This is a genomic window from Prevotella sp. P4-98 (genome assembly GCF_002251405.1).
GTDB lineage: Bacteria > Bacteroidota > Bacteroidia > Bacteroidales > Bacteroidaceae > Prevotella.
Genome location: NZ_NPJC01000090.1, coordinates 1 through 577, shown reverse-complemented (window position 1 = coordinate 577; position 577 = coordinate 1). Strand labels below are relative to the sequence as shown.

General features: G+C 47.3%; 2 tRNA genes and 1 rRNA gene. All 3 read left to right on the top strand.

The window, feature by feature from the left end:
- Window positions 1–108: ribosomal RNA gene (locus CIK96_RS13010) — 16S ribosomal RNA — on the top strand; the annotation flags it as partial.
- A gap of 163 nt (window positions 109–271) precedes the next feature.
- Window positions 272–345, top strand: a tRNA-Ile gene (locus tag CIK96_RS13005).
- A gap of 27 nt (window positions 346–372) precedes the next feature.
- Window positions 373–446: transfer RNA gene (locus tag CIK96_RS13000), tRNA-Ala, on the top strand.
- Window positions 447–577: the final 131 nt, after the last annotated feature.

The window sequence follows — 577 nt, the reverse complement described above, 5'->3', positions numbered from 1 at the left end:
GCACCTGAAGTCCGTGACCGCAAGGGTCGGCCTAGGGTGAAACCGGTGATTGGGGCTAAGTCGTAACAAGGTAGCCGTACCGGAAGGTGCGGCTGGAACACCTCCTTTCTGGAGACGGATCTTAGATAATTAGGGTAGTTTCAAAAGAATGGGATGAAGCATTGGTTTGTTCAGACACTCCTTCGGCTTCTTGTACTAACGAATCTGTTTTCTCGAATAGAGAATCGAAGGAAGCTGAGGACACTGTACTGTTCCAAAGCATCTTGAACGAAGTCCTATAGCTCAGTTGGTTAGAGCGCCACACTGATAATGTGGAGGTCGGCAGTTCAAGTCTGCCTGGGACTACGATGCAAGGGACTTCAATTCCCGACCGGGGGATTAGCTCAGCTGGCTAGAGCACCTGCTTTGCAAGCAGGGGGTCAACGGTTCGAATCCGTTATTCTCCACATATCCTTGAAATAGAGGAAAGAGATCTTTGACATATTGACACAAGCAAGACTGTAGATTAGATAATAAATCAGAAATCAACAGCTGAAAGTATGAGCACTTATGCATACGGCCGCCTATAGTTATAGGA